This window comes from Sinomicrobium halophytocola (assembly GCF_052983395.1).
Genome location: NZ_JBRKIT010000011.1, coordinates 642,445 through 658,064, shown reverse-complemented (window position 1 = coordinate 658,064; position 15,620 = coordinate 642,445). Strand labels below are relative to the sequence as shown.

Annotated in this window: 15 protein-coding genes and 1 tRNA gene; 7 read left to right on the top strand and 9 right to left on the bottom strand. The window is 44.3% G+C overall.

Annotated features, from left to right (window positions below):
- The first annotated feature begins 135 nt into the window (after positions 1-135).
- The gene (locus tag ACVBDY_RS04765; RefSeq protein WP_447174319.1) at positions 136-915 is read left to right on the top strand and encodes a hypothetical protein; all 780 of its coding nucleotides are present in this window, start codon (positions 136-138) and stop codon (positions 913-915) included.
- A 120-nt stretch (positions 916-1,035) separates the two neighbouring features.
- Complete coding sequence (locus ACVBDY_RS04760; RefSeq protein WP_447174318.1) at positions 1,036-3,108, top strand: sensor histidine kinase; 2,073 nt, start codon at positions 1,036-1,038, stop codon at positions 3,106-3,108.
- 16 nt (positions 3,109-3,124) lie between these two features.
- Here ACVBDY_RS04760 and ACVBDY_RS04755 read toward each other — a convergent pair whose 3' ends face one another.
- From ACVBDY_RS04755 to ACVBDY_RS04735, 5 genes are read right to left on the bottom strand one after another with little or no spacing between them, the layout of a single operon-like run.
- Positions 3,125-3,853, bottom strand: a complete 729-nt coding sequence (locus ACVBDY_RS04755) for a sterol desaturase family protein (protein WP_447174317.1) — start codon at positions 3,851-3,853, stop codon at positions 3,125-3,127.
- Between the two features lies 1 nt (position 3,854).
- Positions 3,855-4,751, bottom strand: a complete 897-nt coding sequence (locus tag ACVBDY_RS04750; RefSeq protein WP_447174316.1) for a DUF6999 family protein — start codon at positions 4,749-4,751, stop codon at positions 3,855-3,857.
- Positions 4,748-5,560, bottom strand: coding sequence for a fatty acid desaturase (locus ACVBDY_RS04745; RefSeq protein WP_447174315.1), 813 nt, complete (start codon positions 5,558-5,560; stop codon positions 4,748-4,750). The genes ACVBDY_RS04750 and ACVBDY_RS04745 overlap by 4 nt, the downstream gene beginning before the upstream one ends.
- Positions 5,561-5,592: 32 nt before the next feature.
- Entirely contained in the window at positions 5,593-7,464 is a 1,872-nt protein-coding gene (locus ACVBDY_RS04740; RefSeq protein WP_447174314.1) for a beta-ketoacyl-ACP synthase III, read from the bottom strand.
- Positions 7,461-8,267 (bottom strand): sterol desaturase family protein, encoded by an 807-nt coding sequence (locus ACVBDY_RS04735; protein WP_447174313.1) that lies wholly within the window; start codon positions 8,265-8,267, stop codon positions 7,461-7,463. The genes ACVBDY_RS04740 and ACVBDY_RS04735 overlap by 4 nt, the downstream gene beginning before the upstream one ends.
- A 131-nt stretch (positions 8,268-8,398) precedes the next feature.
- Here ACVBDY_RS04735 and ACVBDY_RS04730 point away from each other — a divergent pair, with 131 nt between their 5' ends.
- Together ACVBDY_RS04730 and ACVBDY_RS04725 are read left to right on the top strand one after the other, a co-directional pair.
- Entirely contained in the window at positions 8,399-9,670 is a 1,272-nt protein-coding gene (locus ACVBDY_RS04730; RefSeq protein WP_447174312.1) for an IgaA/UmoB family intracellular growth attenuator, read from the top strand.
- Between the two features lie 93 nt (positions 9,671-9,763).
- Positions 9,764-10,090 carry a hypothetical protein gene (locus ACVBDY_RS04725; protein ID WP_447174311.1) on the top strand — a complete coding sequence of 109 codons (327 nt, stop codon included), beginning with the start codon at positions 9,764-9,766 and terminating at the stop codon, positions 10,088-10,090.
- Between the two features lie 258 nt (positions 10,091-10,348).
- Here the strand turns inward: ACVBDY_RS04725 and ACVBDY_RS04720 are convergent, their stop codons facing one another.
- Both ACVBDY_RS04720 and ACVBDY_RS04715 read right to left on the bottom strand, forming a co-directional pair.
- Entirely contained in the window at positions 10,349-10,972 is a 624-nt protein-coding gene (locus tag ACVBDY_RS04720) for a response regulator (protein ID WP_447174310.1), read from the bottom strand.
- 188 nt (positions 10,973-11,160) lie between these two features.
- A complete protein-coding gene (locus ACVBDY_RS04715) occupies positions 11,161-11,520 on the bottom strand; it encodes a winged helix-turn-helix transcriptional regulator (protein ID WP_447174309.1) in 360 nt (119 codons plus the stop codon).
- Positions 11,521-11,719: 199 nt separating this feature from the next.
- On the opposite strand from ACVBDY_RS04715, the gene ACVBDY_RS04710 reads away from it, so the two are divergent.
- Positions 11,720-12,781: an NADH:flavin oxidoreductase gene (locus ACVBDY_RS04710; protein ID WP_447174308.1), complete on the top strand. Its 1,062-nt coding sequence runs from the start codon at positions 11,720-11,722 to the stop codon at positions 12,779-12,781.
- A 272-nt stretch (positions 12,782-13,053) separates the two neighbouring features.
- Positions 13,054-13,138, top strand: a tRNA-Ser gene (locus ACVBDY_RS04705).
- A gap of 672 nt (positions 13,139-13,810) precedes the next feature.
- Here the strand turns inward: ACVBDY_RS04705 and ACVBDY_RS04700 are convergent.
- On the bottom strand, positions 13,811-14,233 hold the full coding sequence (locus ACVBDY_RS04700; protein WP_447174307.1) for a hypothetical protein: 423 nt from the start codon (positions 14,231-14,233) through the stop codon (positions 13,811-13,813).
- A gap of 142 nt (positions 14,234-14,375) precedes the next feature.
- On the bottom strand, positions 14,376-14,771 hold the full coding sequence (locus ACVBDY_RS04695) for an acyl-CoA thioesterase (protein ID WP_447174306.1): 396 nt from the start codon (positions 14,769-14,771) through the stop codon (positions 14,376-14,378).
- 151 nt (positions 14,772-14,922) lie between these two features.
- Here ACVBDY_RS04695 and ACVBDY_RS04690 point away from each other — a divergent pair, with 151 nt between their 5' ends.
- The gene (locus tag ACVBDY_RS04690; RefSeq protein WP_447174305.1) at positions 14,923-15,555 is read left to right on the top strand and encodes an NAD(P)H-dependent oxidoreductase; all 633 of its coding nucleotides are present in this window, start codon (positions 14,923-14,925) and stop codon (positions 15,553-15,555) included.
- Positions 15,556-15,620: the final 65 nt, after the last annotated feature.

The following is a 15,620-nucleotide window of genomic DNA, read 5'->3' as shown; positions in this document are numbered from 1 at the left end:
AATCATAAAAAGGATATTTCCGGCTACCGCTATATTGCGGTTGTATATTCCCTGAAAAACAAATAATTTTAGGCCGTGTTTACGAGTGATAACAAAAGCCTTTTTTTAAATAGTGTCATACAACGGACAGTTGTTATGCGTTCTCCTTTTTCACTGCGTCGGGGCTGGCCGGTAGTGTTGTTGTTATTTTTTGCCTGTCAACAGCAGAAAAAAGTCCCGGATATTTATGTGGACCAGGTTCTGGAAACCCTGAATGAAGAGGGAGCGAATATGATAAAAGAACAATACGCAAATGCCATAGAGATATGCGGATCTTCGGACAAAGAAATCCGGGGATTATCTGAAGAGGATATGGAAAAGCTGGGAACGAAGCGATACCAGCTTGCCATTACTCCCGAGAAAATGGTGATACGGCAGGAGTCCTGGGGTTTTCGGATGACAGGACATCATATAAACCCGGGAGAATGCCGTTTTGTTCTCGTGCATCAGGGAGATCTGACTGTTAAGATCCCGGGGCGCACTATCGTTTACGACCTGAAAGAAAACACCCTTACCCGGGAAGAGCAGGGGATCCCGGAAGCTTTTGACCTGCCTTTTCAGGCGCTTTCCGAAAACGGTGAGGAACAGGATGTTTCGGGGGCTAGCTTCACCCGAAGGCAATTTAAGGGGCAGCCTGCGGTGGAATGGGTACACCCGGAAGGCAAAACCGAGACCCTCTGGGCCGGTGGCAGGGCATGGGGATTCAGTGAAATGCCTTCGGAAAATATATTTGCAGTTCCGGGTAGTATGGTATTGCAAAAAGAACAAAAGAAAGAAGGCTATATTTTAAGGCTGAAAACCAATACGTTTACTGTTGGAATTCCCGTAGACTTCGAAACTTTTGCTATTCCGGGAGAAGTACTTTTCGCTCCCTGATCCGTATTCCGGAGCGTTTTTCTGTTAGCCTCTAAAATCCCAGTTTTTCGGTATTGCGGGCTGTTGTCCGTTATAGCTACTTTTGTATTGTGCCCCGCTGTAAAGTTTTAATAAAATAGCATGCTTTTTATTTCTGTATATACCAGTTTCCGATCACACGGGAAAACCCTTTTTTTGCTGCTTCTCATTGCCGGGAGCTGCCTGGCAACGGTAAGCCCGGTACATGCGCATATTACGGAAGATTCCCTGAAACTGGTATTGTCCCGAAAAGACCTCTCTGTTCCGGAAAGGGTGGAAACCATGAATAAGCTTGCGGAAATAACATTCTATCGCAGGGGGCACAAAGAAGGTTTTGCCGCATTGCACAAAGCCATTAAACTTTCCGGACAACTGGAAGACAGAAAATATAAAGCGAGGTTATATGCTGTTCTGGCCAGGTGGTATGTAGAAGACAATCAGTTCCTACAGGCGAATGAAAGCCTGGACAGTGCTTTGTACTACAGCGATAAGACCCATAATAGTGAAACCCGGGGATATGTACAGTACACCAGGGGATGGCTCCGGCTGCGGCAGAATAAACCCAGGGAAGCCATAGCCGGGCTCCTTGAAGGGTTGCACCTGGTGGAGCGGGAAGAAGCACATGAATTAAAGAGTGCGATTTACGGTGAAATGTCGGACGCATACGGACAGTGGAGCGATACGCACAATCAACAGAAATATGCTGTTTTATGCCATAAAGAGGCATTGAAAACCAGTGATCCCGATATATGGTCCTATGCGAACCTATCCATAGGTAACAGTTTTGCCGACAGATTTAAAAAAGATACCACCCGCCGGGCACTACTTGACTCGGCCCTTTATTATTACAAGCATTCCGTTTCCTTTCTGGAAAAAAACAGGGACCGTGTGGTCCACCTTACCCGGTTGCCCGTAGCGGCATATAATATAGCAGAACTGTATTCCAGGTATATGCCGTCCTCTTATGAAGAGAAGGTTCGTTATTACCTGGACCTTGCCGTGAAGGAAGCACAAAAAACAAATGAATATTCCGTTCTGGCACAGAGCTATATTATGCTGACGGAATACGCTATTATGGAAGAGAACTACACCAGGGCGGAATTTCTGATCGGTAACGCGGCTCTTGCAACACATGAAGAACCTGTGCTGAACCAAAGAGTACTTCCCAGTATACCCTGGTATTTTTCGGTCATACGGGAAAAACAGGGAGATCTCGGGGAAGCCTTACGATATTACAAGCAGTATATCCGCGAGTATACCAACCGCTTTGATATGGAAAAAATGGCGCTCGGCCAAAAACTGGAAGCGCAATATGAAGCGAACAGGAAGGAAAGGGAACTGGCCGTCTTACAAGAAAAAATAACCTATAGTAAAAAGCTTAACCGCCTTTATATAGGGCTTGCTCTTGTGGGGCTCATCGCCGTTATTATCCTCATCTATGCCAATAAACAAAGGACCAGGGCAATGAAGCAACAGAAGCAGTTGCACCAAATGGAGGTCTATAAAATAGAACAGAAAAACCGCATTTCCCTTCTGTCGGCCATGCTCGAAGGACAGGAACAGGAGCGGAGCCGCCTGGCGAGGGACCTGCATGACGGGCTCGGCGGACTGCTTTCGGGAATAAAAATAGAAATGTCCGCAATAAAAACCATATTTGCCAATCCGGAAGGGCAGGGGCTTATGGATAAGACCATGGAACACCTGGACGATGCCGTGAACGAACTACGCCGTATAGCCCACAGCATGATGCCGGAAATACTGATCCGGTACGGACTGGGAGAAGCGGTGAAGGAATACTGCCAAAGGTTCAGGACTTCCGGGGTTCGAATAGAATGCAGGGTATTTAATTATACCAATGAAATGGACCATTCCCGGCAAATGGTATTATACCGCATTATGCAGGAGCTGGTAAACAATGCTATAAAACATGCGGAGGCTTCTCTTATCTATGTACAATTACAACAGGTTGAGGACAAGATATTCCTGACGGTGGAAGATGATGGTGTTGGTTTTGATAAAGATAAGATAACCGATACGGGCAAAAACAGTGCCGGGTGGACCAATATCCGTGCGCGGGTGGAGTTTCTTCACGGCTCTATGGATATCCTCTCCGAAAAAGGTTCGGGTACAACGATCACCATAGAATGCCTTATGAACCCGGACGGGCGTGTGTAAAAATAATACTATCTGTTTATTCCTGGTCTTTGACAGGGACAGGTTCTTTCTTCCAGGTACCGAACAGCCGGTCCCAGATATTGGTATAAAACCCGAAATTATAACGGATGTCCAGGTGATGATTGTGGTGGAATGAAGAAGTACCGATATACTTTACTAATGGCCAATTACGGATTCTTCCCGGCAGGGGGTCCATTCCCAGATGTCCCACCAGCCCGAAAATAACATTTGCCGTAAGATACAGGATTACGGCATACAAATTTGGCGGATACAGCATAAGCAAAGACAGCCACATAAGTCCGAAACCGATAGTTTCCAGCGGATGTAATACAAAAAGATCGAGTGGCACCGGGTTTTCCGATGTGTGGTGCAATCCGTGTATCGCCCGGTACAGGAAAGTACGATGGATAAACAGGTGAAAGACATACATCAGAAGATCCATCCCCAGAAAAAGTACCAGGAAATCCGCAATAATATAGACTGTGCGGTCTGTGGTAATGGTCATCCATCCGTTTTGCCATAACAGGTATCCCACATAGGTTATGACGGTATTGATCCCCACGGTAAGGAGCGATATCCCTGTTTTTTTAAAAGACTCCCTGGTGATCCGGAAGGCCTGCCTTTTCCCGAAAAAACGCAATAACAGCCATCCCGTAGCCAGTGTGCCGGTATATATGGCCGTGTTGATAAGCAACAGTATCAACCATACATGAGCGTCAGAAGATTGCTCCAGGTAGGTGAGCATATCAGGAATGCGGGCTTTGTGCCTGTTGTTTTAATTTGGCTTCCACGAGCAGGGCATGCAATACTTCGGTAGAAAAACCGTGTAACAACAACCGGAAAGCAGCCCCGGCCGTAGGGAGCGGTATCATGGGATGCTTATTGTTCAAAGCTACCAGTTTCTCGGGGCAATCCATGATGGTAGCGGCATATAACCCTATGACTTCATCCAGTTGCAGGGAATTGGTGGCACGCCAGAAATCGTTGTCCGTCAGGAAAAACTGGTAGACGGGAGTGAAAATCTCGATAGCCGTACTCAGGTCGAGAAAATTGGTCCACCCGTTACGGAACTCTTCAAAGGGTATAGGCTCCGTGGAAATGGCACTGAAATCGGGATTTTCTTTTTTCACTACCATTTTGCCGCTTTGTTCCAGGGCCTTGTTCAGATTGATGATGAAATTGTAGAGGTTGAGGTCGTGTTCCAGGAAAAGATTGTCCTTCACTTCATTTACCGAAACGGGTTTCAGCGGGTTCATGGGAATTTCTTCAGCCCCGTCCACATTGTCTTTTATAAAACGAAGTACTTCCGATCCCAGGTAAAAATGACGGAGAATAAGGAAATTGGCTTCCGGGGTAATAAAGTACTTCATACCCATATACAGGCTCCAGTGCAATGCTTTGGGAGCATTGACCAGGTTGGGGATAAATATTTTCAGGACCTGCATGATGTGAATGGAAAGGCGTGCGAGTACACGTACTACCGGGTTCAGGAACTGACGGGTCTTGCTGTTTGCATCGTATAAAAAAGCCGCTTTGGCATCCCGGCTAAACGGTATACTGTGATCCAGGTACAAGGCATGCCAGTGGCTGGGATCCCTCGGGTTGTTTTCCAGGGATTCGAAATATTCGGAATAATTTTTCATCTCAATTGTTTTTTTACGGTTTCCGAAGAAGCTACCCGTATATCATAAGCTATCTTTAAAAATCTCAGCAACCGGATAAAGTGCCAGGATATATCGACCCTCCCTTTTTTGAATCCTACCTTCGCACTGCCGGGAAACTGATGGTGATCGGCATGCCAGCCATCCCCGAGAGTAAATATAGCCATTATAAGGTTGTTACGGGCGTGATCCTTCTTTCTGTAAGGCTGTTCGCCGTACAAATGGGCTACACTGTCTATGGCATCTCCGAAATTGAAAATGATAATGAGTGTGATCCACAAGGCGAAAAAACCGGTTACCCCCCAGAAATAAAAGGCCAGTCCGAAGGCGATGACGGCATGCAGCCAGAGAGCAACAAAGTAAGGCCACGGTTTGCTGATAAAGTTGTAATAAGGATCATCCGCCACATCCTGTGTCAGGTCATTGTATTGCTGGTTGGTCCTGGGACGGTTCCAGGCATCCACAAGGAACCTGAACGGGCCCGCAATAGCATAGAAAAAGCAAAGCAGCCGGTTCGCGGATTGGATATACCAGCCATTATGGGCATACCAAAAACCCTGTATAACCGGAGAATGCGGGTCGTTTTCCACATCGGTATGTGCATGGTGATACCTGTGATTACCTACCCATTGTACTGGCGTTCCGGCCGGCAACCCGGCAGTAATTATGAGATAGGCAAACCACTTTTTAAGTTTTAAGGCACGGTGGGATAAATGACGATGGTACCCGATAACAATAGCCACCCCGGCAGCGAGGTAATATATGGTACAGTATATGAGTAATCCTGTCATTCCTGAGCTTTAAGGAAACCGGGTGTTGTATTTTAAAAATTATCTATTTCTTCGAGTTGCATTTTGTATAGCCTGGCCACTACTTTGGCCGTTTTGACGATCTTTTCGGCAACTTCCTTAGTCAACAAGTCACTTTGGATGGCCTTTTCAAAACGTTCAAAGTGATTTTCGTTACTGTCACTGCTTTCGTGATAGATCAAAAACGATACCTGGTCATCATTCAGTCCCAGTTGTTGTTTTATGGCACGTCCCCATTTCCCGGCCACCCGGTTTCCGAGTCCTTCTATGATAAACATGCCGCCCAGCAGATCGAAAGGATCGGGTTGACTGGCCCGGTGAAACATAAAGGCACTCAGGGCTTCGCTACCGATATTTTTATTGCCGGTGAGGATATCTTCTTCCTTACCGCCACACCGGAGATAATTTTTTTCCAGGAGCTGATAATCCCGATGTTCGTCCGAAGAATGACGGATAAAGGACGAACGTACGGGAAAATGTTCCATACTTACGTTAGATGCCGCCCGGGCAATCCATTGCGAACCGTCGATAACCTGCTGCCGCAGGTTTACCAGCAAACGCTTGTATTCGTCCAGGGTAAGCGTTCCGTTGTATATCTTTTGTACCATCGGCACTTCCTGCAAAGAACGTTCGAAATCAAACCAGGTGTTGGTAAGTTGCCGTACCAGCCATTCCTGCACCGGCTTTCCGTCCGTATGGATCTCCGGGGCCAGTATTTCCCTCTTGAGTTCGTCCGAAGGCATTTGTTTTTCCCCGGATACTACTTTCAGCGACATAAAACCTGTTATAAAACGGCCGCTTTCCGGGACCATGCACAGTATATTTTGTCCTTTCCGTAGCCTGCCGCTATCCATCAGTTCTTTTATGGTTACGAAAATGGAGGCCGATCCCATATTGCCCTTGTCATACAGGGTGGTGTACCATTTTTCATCGGCGATATCGAGTCCTCCTTTGTGTAGGAGGTCCACGATCTGAGGTTTGAAGTGATGAGACGAATAATGGCACAGCAACCAGTCGATGTTTTTCGGGTCTATCTTTTGAAGGTCGATGAGTTCAAAAAAGCGGTTTACCCCGAGTTTTACGATATTTTCCACCAGTCCCATATCCTGGCGAAGGTTTATCATACCATCACGATCGGCATCGGATACGGAATCGTAGTCGAGCCAGGTTGCGGATACGGAACCATCTTTGTTTTTCTGCGTACCTGTATACATACAAACATCATAGGCATTGGCGTGCGACTGTAAATCCACCCAATTCACTTCCAGCGATAATCCGTTTGCCGCGGGTTTGTCCTGCAGTAATAAAGCCCCTGCGCCATCGCTCAGCATCCATCTCAGGAACTCGGTCTCCAGGGGAATTTCTTCCTGTTGAAGTATGGAAGACTGGTATTTGAACCGTTTGGACTTGAACATCCTGCTCGACAGCTCCGCGGCACAGCATACGGCATTCTTCATTTCGCCGGACTGTACGTGCATATAGGCGTTTTTAATGGCCATAAGCCCGGAGGCGCATACACTCTGGTGAGAAGAAATGCCACAACGATCCAGTCCGCTTTCCCCGTGAACCATACTGGCAAATCCCGGGACGGGGAGGTCGCTTTGTGTAGTGCCGGCACTGAGAAAATCGATATCCGATTTCGGGACCCCCGCACCGGAAAGACAGTTTTCAATGGCCAGCGCTGCCATCTCATAGGCTTTATGCGTGGTTTTCTGTGATTTATCTATAGCATAAAAACGGGTCTTGATACCGTTTTTACGCAGGAAAACCGCCTTTTTACGGGAAGGAGTTCCGTTTATAGTGCCTAGGAAATCTTCCATTTCCTCGTTCGTTACCGCAGTATTAGGCAAAAAAGCCCCGGCGGAAGTAATATATACTTTGCTCATTTTTCTTTTGGTTTATATGTGGTGTGAAACAACCGGTCGAACCAGGGTAGCATAAATCCGAAATTTCCCCTGCCTGTTTTGTGATGCATGCTATGCCGATAGGAGAATTTAAGCAGGTGATTATTATTGGCGCCCCGGTACAACTCGTAATTACTGTGACCCAGCATATTGATGAGGATGCTCATCACTGGCAGAGAAAGGGCAGATACCACCTGGAACGGATACACTATAAGCGGGGGAATAATGACCGTGCCCAGCAGAAAAGCTTCAAACCAGTGAAAGCTGTAGGTAGAAAATACCGTAGGTTCTTTGGAACGGTGATGTTCGGCGTGAACGTGGCGCATAAACCATTTTCGGTGCATCAGGGCGTGACACAGGTAAAAGTGGACCTCATTCCAAAAGAACAGCACAGGTATTTCTATAAGGCACATCCAGTTGAATGCATAAGAAAGTTGCAGCCAGCCATGCTGTATTCCCTGCTGGAAAATAATACCCTGGAGACTAAAGACCGTAATGGACATCATCGATTTTGATATTTCCCGTTTTACCTGTCCCGGGCGTATGTTGTCGTTGTCTACCGTACTTATTACAGCTTTCCGGTGGAAAAACTTCAGGAGTAATTGTCCTCCCAAAGCACTACCCCAGTAAAGGAGATTAAAGAACAGGAACATGCTGATAACCGTATGATACCATGTTTCAAAACTCCATATGATTATTTTTTCCGGCATATGATACAAAAATACAATGTCTCTCCATGGCATAGAATCCCAGAAAACCAGGATTTTTCGGGAATATGCCGGCACCTGTTTGTAAATATATAAAAATAAGCCTCGTAGCAGCGGAGTATTTAGCTTTCTGAAAATCCCTGTTTTCTGGGATTGCAGAAGTTCATGGAAACTTTGAAGTTTGTAATGTACGTTAAGGAATAAAAATTATGGATGTTTTATATTACGTGTTGCTATTCGGGGTATTGATCTATTCCCTGGTCAATGCTATTACTTATTTATCTCGTCGTTCGAGAGACCGTTCCATATCGCGTGAAGCGGAAAAGGATATGGAGCTTCACCGTAAACTCACCCCGGAAGAATGTGAACTTCTCGACCGCTTACAAAAACAGAAAGGCCCCGGAAAAAAAATTTATAAGCGAACGGGGGATGATGTTTATGTTATAAAAGGATTGTTTGACCGCCACGGAATTACCACGCGGTATAATACGGAATGGCATAATATGTTAGGCGGACTCGAAGTGACCCTTGAGGATGAAGGGCTTAATTACGTGCAGGAAATTAATATGGCGGAGGTGGTTAAAACGGAGAAGAATCCGTTGGTACTTACCTTGAATGGCAGGTATTCCCTGTCGCACAGTATTCACACCAAAGAACAGATGGAGAAGGGTGAGACCGGAAAACTGCCGGGAGGAAATGAAGAAGGTACCGAAGTAAGGCTTATTTCCAATCGTAACCAAACGCTCATGGAAATAGAAGCTGTGGAAAAAGCAGCAGCTGGGATGGGCGGGGTCTTATTGCTTTCGGTCGCTTTTTTTCTGCTGGGACTTAGTGTGGTATTAGGACAATATGCCCATTGGGGAGTTATTTCGGGCATATCCTTTCTTTTGTATTGTCTCTGGAGGATCTGGCGGGCCCCGAGGTGGCCTTCGCCTGCCCCGGTACGGGTTTTACATGGTGTTCCTACATTCCTTGCCCAACTGAGCAATGCTTCCTCTCAGATAGAAGGTATGGTAGCCCGTATGGGAAGCTTCGAACTGAAGTATAACCGGGATTGGTTGCCTTTTATGCTGGCTTATAGCGAAAACCCGGTAAATGCCGAAGTGACAAAAGATGGCTGGCTGATGCGTTTCGGTCCGCACCTGTCCTTAGGTGAAGAAGAGAAAAAGTTTCCGTCCGTCCGATGGTTTCGACATGTGGCTGCAGCTATAGTGGGAGCAGTTACTATCGTCCTGACCCTGGTTTTCAGTTCCGGGATATCAGAAAATATACAAGAAAGTAAATGGTGGATACAGGGGGCTTCGGCCGATTCATTTGCACAGGCCTGGGAATATATGGCTCCTTCGTTCCTGATAATTTCCGGAGGAATACTGCTGCTTATACACATACCCCTTGCTTTGAACGGGTATATTGAAGATAAAAAAAGAAAGCAAAAAATAAGGAAATATTATTCCGGGATAATCTATCCGGATGATCTTTGAGTTTTTGTTGTATTTATATCTAACTGATTTTCATGGTTATAATGAAGGGGTAGGTGGATTTAACGGTTTACAGAATAACAAAAATGAAAGAAAATGTGGAGAAACCTGTGTTTGGGGACTGTTGCAACATTATGCCTTTTTTCCTGTGATTGTATGCAAAGCCTGCAATGTATGGTAATTGATGCCGAAACGGGAAGGCCTATGCGAAATGTAACGTACTATGAAAACGATCCGAAATATGCTTCGGTGACCGATAGTACCGGGTATTTCTATGGGCATCGTATCAGTAACGGATTTACCTGCCGTCCACGCCTGAAATTTCATATTGGAAAAGAGGGGTATCAGCCGGAAGAGGTGGTGTGGAGATCGGGAAGGAAGCCGGATGATACTATTGTCATACCCTTGAAAATAGCAGAATAAGCTGAAACCATCAATCATATCCCCGGATTTTAATAATTTTTATATTGAAGTCTTTTCTCTTTCTTTCGGTTTTGCTTTTTACCGGCCTGTCTCCAGGATCCGGTTTATAAATTCCTTTACGGGTCGATAAAAGCAGCAGGCTCAGTGTCGATATTGTAGTTGAAACCGATACTATCCGCGTGCGTTATACCCCGGAGAAAAGATACAGGTCCTTGGGATTGGGGATATGAAATACGGGAATTCCGGGTTGTTGGTCAATCAAAGCAATTTGAATTCGGTAGCGTATTTGATAATGGCTGTCATATTGCTGACATCGAATTTCTCCATCAGGTTTTTGCGATGGGTTTCTACCGTGTAAGGACTGATAAACAGTTTTTCGGCAATCTGTGAGGAGGTGAGTCCTTCGGTTACCAGTTGCAGGATCTCCTTTTCCCTACGGGTTATTTTGGGTATAAAATCCGGACCGGTGTTATCCTGGTTTTCATAAATATCCTTCGTTTGCCTGCACATATACAATTCGCCGTCCATAACCTTGTGGATAGCCTGGATGATTTCATCTCCTATCGAATTTTTAAGGACATATCCGTTGACCCCGTTTTGCAGTACACTGCTTATTACGGCCTTTTCATTATGTACGCTAAGCACGATAATTTTCAGCTCCGGATAAGTATCGCGTATCTGTTTGCTCAGCTCAATGCCACTGATATCAGGAAGATTAATGTCCAGTAACAGCACGTCCGGTTCTTCCTTTGCAAGGGCATCTACAGTGTCTTTACCATTCTGAAAAACTCCTTTAAGGGAAATCTCATTCCTAGTAGCCAGGAGGTTTTTAAGGCCTTCCTGAACAATGGGATGATCATCTGTGATATATACTTGTATCATTTCTGTTTTTTTAAACTTTCCGTGTTAGGGAAAGTATCTGTCTGTTTACCTGTAATATGTGTACGAAGATACGGTACAAATCATTTTTCTTATATCCCGTATTTCAGGTATTTTTTACATATTTGAAGTCCGGTATCCGGAGACAAGGACGGAGAAGGAAATATGGGTGTCTGATATGCCCGGGTTTCTCATACCGCTATTGTTTTTACTCCGTGCCCGGATTTATCGTATTCATAATGGCTGTTGTCCCACTTTATAAGTTCCATCATTATGGGGATCAGCGCTTTTCCCTTTTCCGTAAGACTGTACTCTACCCGTGGCGGTAATTCCTTGAATTCCTGTCGCAGCAGTATATGGTCCTCTTCCAGTTCTTTCAGCATATCCGTAAGCACTTTTTTGGAAATAGTACCTATGGCGGCGTGTAACTGACCGAAACGTGCTTTCCGGTCTCTGAGTGCATAAATAATAATAGGTTTCCATTTAGAACCCAGGATGGCCATAGAACGGTGCATCGGGCAATCGCTATATTTAAATATTTCTTTTTTCATAAACTCTAATATTTATTTGTTTTCAGAAATCTCCCGATAACATCGGGATCATCGGGAGGTTTCTGAAAAATTTGGTTATGGACATTTCATAACTGGTTACTTTGTGGTGACCACTATAGACTAATATAGGTTACAAAAATAAACTGTTAACCTTAATTTTGTACAGTATTTTAGTTGGAAATAAAAAAAGAAAACAGCAATGAATGTAGATACACTTTTTAAACCTTTTGTATATAAAGGATTATCTTTAAATAACAGGTTTGTTATGGCCCCTATGACCAGGGTTTTCGCCATAGATGGCGTACCAGCCGAAGATGTTGCCGATTATTATAAAAGAAGGGCATTGGGAGAAGTCGGGCTGATTTTAACAGAGGGGACCGTAATCAATCGTCGGGCTTCTAAGAATTTGAAAGATATTCCGGATTTTTACGGAGATCGTGCCCTGGAAGGATGGAAAAATGTTGTTGATGGAGTACATGCTGCAGGAGGCAAAATAGCGCCCCAGATATGGCATGTTGGAAACACTACTGCCGGAGAATGGCGGCCGGATGCTCCTTTGGAAAGCCCGGACACCATGTCTGTTGAAGATATAGAAAATACGATCAAGGCTTTTGCCGAATCTGCCGGGTATGCTAAAGATCTCGGTTTCGACGCCCTGGAACTTCACGGAGCTCATGGCTACCTGATAGACCAGTTCTTCTGGGAAGGTATGAACCACAGAACGGACGATTTCGGAGGGAAAAGTATAAAAGATCGCAGCAGGTTTGCCATAGAAGTAGTCAAAGCCGTTCGTAAGGCAGTAGGTCCGGATATGGTAATTATTCTTCGTATTTCGCAATGGAAACAGCAGGATTATACGGCAAAGCTGGCATATACACCCAAGGAACTGGAAAGCTGGATTGTTCCTCTTGCTGAAGCCGGGGTAGATATCTTTCACGGGTCACAACGAAGGTACTGGGAACCGGAATTCGAAGGTTCGGACCTTAATTTTGCCGGATGGTTGAAAAAAGTATCCGGGCAACCCACCATCACTGTGGGTTCTGTAGGGCTTTCCGGTGATTTTATGGGCGTATGGAATGGAGAAGGGGCATCTGCTACCGGAATCGAAGAGCTGGTGAGAAGGCACGAACGGGGAGATTTTGACCTGGTAGCCGTAGGCCGTTCTATATTGCAGGACCCCAACTGGGTACTCAAGGTTAAAGAACGTCAATTTGAGGAAATACAGACTTTTGATGCTTCCAGCCTGAAAAAGCTGTATTAAATCTCTTCAAATGAGCCTTGTTTCCGGATAATCTGTATCGGAATGAACTAAGGCTTGCTTGTTTGAACCGGCTATTATAATGTAAAGGAGATTACAGAACCTGCCGGTGCCTGTAATCCGAATTGTAAATTTAACGGAAAAGGCGGATGCGGGGATCTCCTGTATATTTTACCGGGAAATTCTCAGTTTTAAATTAATATGCAGGGAGCGAAAAAAAGCAAAAAAAATCTTTTGTCAGAACAAAAAAAGCTTTCTATATTTGCATCCGCTAAGGAGAAATGGCAGAGTGGTCGAATGCGGCGGTCTTGAAAACCGTTGAGGGTCACACCTCCGGGGGTTCGAATCCCTCTTTCTCCGCAAAAAGCCCTTATAGATATGATATTTGTAAGGGCTTTATTTTTTAACTTTTGATGACCGATGCCGAATCGCATAATGGAAATCAAGAAACTTCTGTTTTTTCTTACCCCAAACTTTATATTAATTTCAATTAAACTTCTACTATGCCAATTCCGAACCCCATTATTTAATCCGATAGTAATTCTTTTACATACGCCATTCACCATGGCGGATAAATTAATCCCCGTAATTGAGAGGGAATTTAAAAACGGAAACTGGAAAAGCAGATGTGAGTACGGGTATTTATTATGGTACTTACATGGCAGATCTGATTTTAAATATATGCTGGAAAACGGATATACTATGGAAACGGATAAGGAGGGGAAATTTCATTTAAAGAGTACATGCGAGTAAAGACTTCTAATAGAACTCGTTTAAACTTTTTCCATCCCGATAATTATCGGGAGGCCGCAAAATGATCTTTTTACCCCATATTTTGTCTTTTCTTGCTCCATAACTATGGGTATGCAGCGCAAAAAAGACTGTATTTGGGACAAAAATCTCTATTTTTTGCTTCAATCAAAAAAGTTTAAATGAGTTCATAAAAAAGCCCGGTACAAAAATAGAATACCAGGCTTCTAATTTTTATTCCTATCCGGGAAAATCAGGGGCAAGGGATGCTTGCTTTTCTAATTATTCTTCCCATGCAATATCCAGGTATAGGGTAATATAACCGGACTCATCATCCATACCGGAACCGATAGTAACTATTTTGGAGCTAACAGCCATCCAACCGCCCTGTCCCTGAAATGCGCCGAATTCATAAGTGCCTTCGGGGAGGTCGTAGATAAAAGCGGGCAGCTTTAGAAAACCGTTTACCCTGTTCGGATAGGAGTAATAATAATCGCCGGTTTCAACATTCATAGCGTAAAACCCTCCCAGATCATAACTTCCGGACAGTGTAGGGGTGCCGGATGTTGTTACAAGGCCCAGACGGATGTCGTGGGTTTGTACCTGTGCAACATCATCCCCGGAAATTTTTTCCGTTGCGGTGTGGTCATGGCTTGTAAAAGACATGGTCAAAAAGAGAACCGATAGTAAAACCAAATTTTTCATACGTGTTAAATTTAATAATTGACCTGTAAGTTATTTCTTTTATTTGAAATAATCGTATTGTAGTCATTAATAAAAAGTTAACCGTATGGAAGGAATTCTTCTTCCCATATCATAAAAAAGACAGGAACGTTTTCTGTTGGTTTTATTCGTCTATGATCGGCGTGGGGTTTTTATCATCGTCTACGGCAACAAAAGTAAATTTGCCTGAAACGGCTTTTTCGCGTATGTCTTCATACATGTTTTCCATAAAGATATCTACCTGTACTACACAACTTGTCCGGCCTACTTTGGTAATATGAGCTATCAGTTCTACCAATGTCCCCTGTGGAATGGGTTTGGTAAAATCTATTTTATCTGTAGATACGGTGACCACTTTTTTACGGCTGAACCGGGTGGCACATATAAAAGAAGCCTCATCCATGAGTTGCAGGGCAGTACCTCCGAAAAGAGTGTCGTAATGGTTGGTAGTATTGGGAAAAACGGCTTTAAATATATGGGTTTCCGCTTTGTTAATACGTTCTTGTATGTGGTCGTTCATTCGTATAATATTGTTAATTTGAAGTTCAAAAATACTATTTCTTTACCCATTATTCTTACATTTGTTATGCATTTATCCGAATGAGGTCCCTGTCAGAGAATGTGGATAAAGAAATCTTATCGGACCTCAGTTTTATCCAAAATGATATAAGATGAATACAATAGAACAGCTACGATGGCGCTATGCTACCAAAAAATTTGATGCCGCACGTCAATTAGGAGAGGACCAGGTGGAGGTGCTGAAAGAAGCCTTTAACCTTACGGCACTTTCTTTTGGTCTGCAGCCTGTAAAACTTGTTATAGTAAGTGATCCGGAGAAGAAAAAGGAACTGCTCCCTCATGCATTTGATCAGAAACAGGTAACCGATGCTTCTCACCTGTTGATATTCTGTATAGAAACCGTCATTGACGAGGAATTTATCCGCAGTTATTTTGACAAAGTAAAGGCGGTTCGCAATACTTCGGAAGAGGTATTAAAGCCTTACCGGGATTTTCTCATAGCCGATTTTAATAAAAAAACCAGCGAGGAAATCGAATCCTGGGCCAAAAACCAGGCTTATCTCGCCCTGGGCAACCTGCTCACCGTATGTGCCATGGAAAAAATAGATGCCTGCCCGATGGAAGGTTTCCTTCCGGGTGAGTTTGACAAGGTACTCGGATTGGGCCACGAAGGATTGAGATCAGTCCTTATTATGCCTGTGGGCTATCGTGCGGAAGACGATATTTTTTCTACGATGGAAAAAGTGCGTAAAGAAATAAGCGAAAGTGTTATCGAAATAAAATAAACACCACCGTTTCAGCCGCTTTTTCATATATCCTATTGAATACAAAAAGCAAGATAACTTTATAA